This window comes from Vibrio sp. M250220 (genome assembly GCF_036533795.1).
Classification (GTDB): Bacteria; Pseudomonadota; Gammaproteobacteria; order Enterobacterales; family Vibrionaceae; genus Vibrio.
This window is the reverse complement of the sequence record NZ_JATABI010000105.1, coordinates 1-2,670: the sequence shown is the minus strand read 5'-3', so window position 1 is coordinate 2,670 and position 2,670 is coordinate 1. Positions and strand designations below refer to the sequence as shown.

Genomic DNA, 2,670 nt, shown 5'->3' with positions numbered 1-2,670 from the left:
GTCACCTTTAGGACCTTCTGGACCCGTTGCTCCGGTATCACCTTTAGGACCTTGTGGGCCCGCTGGACCTTGTGGGCCCGTTGCTCCAGTATCACCTTTGTCGCCTTTATCGCCTTTGGCACCCGCTGCTCCGGTATCACCTTTAGGACCTTGAATGCCCTGGTCACCTTTAGGACCTTCTGGACCCGTTGCTCCAGTGTCACCTTTAGGACCTTCTGGACCCGTTGCTCCGGTATCACCTTTAGGACCTTGTGGGCCCACTGGACCTTGTGGGCCCGTTGCTCCGGTATCACCTTTGGGACCTTGAATGCCCTGGTCACCTTTATCGCCCTTTAAGCCAGCTTGTTCCGGACCGACATAACTACCATCCGCAGCGAAGAGCGGGATATCGTTAACACCTATTGAATTAGGCGTAATATCACCAATAACATTGTTAGCCAAAACAGAATAAAATGACGCAACATTGATATGGTTTTGCTTAACTAGTGTTCCTAAATCACTTCTGTCTGGAAAGGTTATTTCATGACGTATATTATCGCCATCCGAAAAGCTAACATCCCCGTCCTGAATTAATTGCCATATTTCAGTAGGAATCGAACAACTACCATTCGAGAAGGTACATTTATACCTTTCTATCGTCGATATAGTCACTTCATCGGAATTATCTTTACTGGTTTTTTTTGTGACTATATTGACATCCAGTTCACCTTCCAACGGTTGATTAGTTGACGAGTTAAAGACATTCAAGCTGATTACATCAGAACCTGTTAATTCAGACGCATAAGACGTTGAAGTAACAGTTAAGAGTGCAAGAATAATTGCATTTAATTTAAACATCGAACAACCTTACTAGAAAAAAGTAACAATAAAATTAGAATTAGATACGGTTTGGTGGAAGCTACTTTTTATTCCACCAGGTAAGACATCAACCAATGACAGCCTATCCAAAACATCAATAGAGACAATGCCAGATGATATTATCCCATCTTCATCTTTAACAAAAGTTCCCAAATAATACTTGCCATAGTTGGAATATTCGACGGTGATGCTCTTTTCTGAGTATTTAATCAGCTCTGCACCAAAACCTTTCACATCAAATATTTTTACACTTGAGTTCTTATCATCACTAATGAAATTCGACAAATCGATAACTGTTTCTTCACCCAGATAAACAACATGATTTGATGGCATTAGAATTGGTGCTGTATTGTTTTTATCAACCTGAACAGTAATATCTATCGCACCTTTAATTAAATCACCCGCATCATTTTTATAATCAAATATGATTCTGTTAGCGCCAACATCATCGCTACTGAACGTTAGCCTTTGGGCATCTGCATCAATCGTTAACTCACCCTGACCAATCAAGGATGCATTGGCTAACTGATAACCTTCTGGTAGCAAGGATGTTGAAATAGAGTCTCTTGGCAATATAACTAACGGCTCATCACCAATGGAGTAAACCAATGAAATTGGTGGCAGTGCCAATCCATCAACTGAATGTTCGTACGCATTGTAAACACTCACATTAGCCACGATTTTATTATTTCTTTTTAGATTTATCCCATCCACGTTGTATGTACAACTATCATATTGGATAAAATTATCGCTTTTATCTTTTAGTGTTATTTCGTATTTTCCGTATATGACTTCTGGACATCGTTCGCCACTTAAACTTTCAACGTTATTGATCTGAAAATAGTCCCTCTCTACATTTAACTCTTCTGACAAGTCAACTCCGTTAGACAACCTAAAATAATCAAATCGTAATTCTGAAATAGCCACACCACCGTTTTCACTGCCCTTAATCCTCTCAGACTGAGTATCAGTCGACATTTCACTTTCATCACCACAAGCAATAAGTGAAATTGCCAAAGAAAAAATAACAATGATATAAAGAAATTGCTTAAAAAAACCAAGCTGAGTTGAGCTTATTGCAACATTCATAAATACACCAACTTTATCCCATGATATTAAGTTCTTTAAAATAAAGCTCCTTTCCGCTCAACTGATAATAAACAAAGTAAATATAATATTTGTATCAATTAAGTTTCAATATTAGCAATTTGAATATTTCGGGATTATCCGATCACCCCACCCATATCCATCAGGGTGAGATCGCGAACATTTTCTAACCACTTAGAATGATCGGTTTGACGATCATATCTAAACAAAGAGACCTACCCACAATGCATATCGATGAGTTTAAAGAGCACTTCCATTTAGTCGCAGATAAGCGCCAGTCAGTAAAGGTTACGTATTGTTCGGCTCATTGTGCGCTGTTATTGCTGGTGCCAAAGGTTGGTTTGATATTCGTGAGTACATCCTTGGTCATCATGAGTGGTTTAAACGTAATGGTATGTTTGTTAATGATATTCCTGCCGATGATACGATTGCTCGCATTATCTCTAAGATAGAACCAGAGCCCTTTCATACTTGCTTTATAAATTGGATGTCAGCAGTACATTCCCTTACTGAGGGGCAAGTCGTTGCGATTGATGACAAAACACTTCGGGGCTCCTACAACCGAGATGACCGACGGGCTAAATAGCTGATCCTAATTATGCTTCACTTTTTGTACTCCATGACCACCGCTGGGAAACGATGAAATGTTATCCATAAAGTTTCGAACCCGTTTTAATAGTTGCCACATTGCTTTGCATTGATGAT

1 protein-coding gene and 2 pseudogenes are annotated in these 2,670 nt (G+C 39.5%); 1 reads left to right on the top strand and 2 read right to left on the bottom strand.

The window, feature by feature from the left end; all coding sequences use genetic code 11:
- Positions 1-837, bottom strand: a pseudogene (locus tag QTN94_RS19525) (hypothetical protein); the annotation flags it as partial.
- A gap of 12 nt (positions 838-849) precedes the next feature.
- Entirely contained in the window at positions 850-1,947 is a 1,098-nt protein-coding gene (locus tag QTN94_RS19520; RefSeq protein ID WP_331428599.1) for a hypothetical protein, read from the bottom strand.
- Between the two features lie 242 nt (positions 1,948-2,189).
- On the opposite strand from QTN94_RS19520, the pseudogene QTN94_RS19515 reads away from it, so the two are divergent.
- Positions 2,190-2,539, top strand: a pseudogene (locus QTN94_RS19515) (ISAs1 family transposase); the annotation flags it as partial.
- Positions 2,540-2,670: the final 131 nt, after the last annotated feature.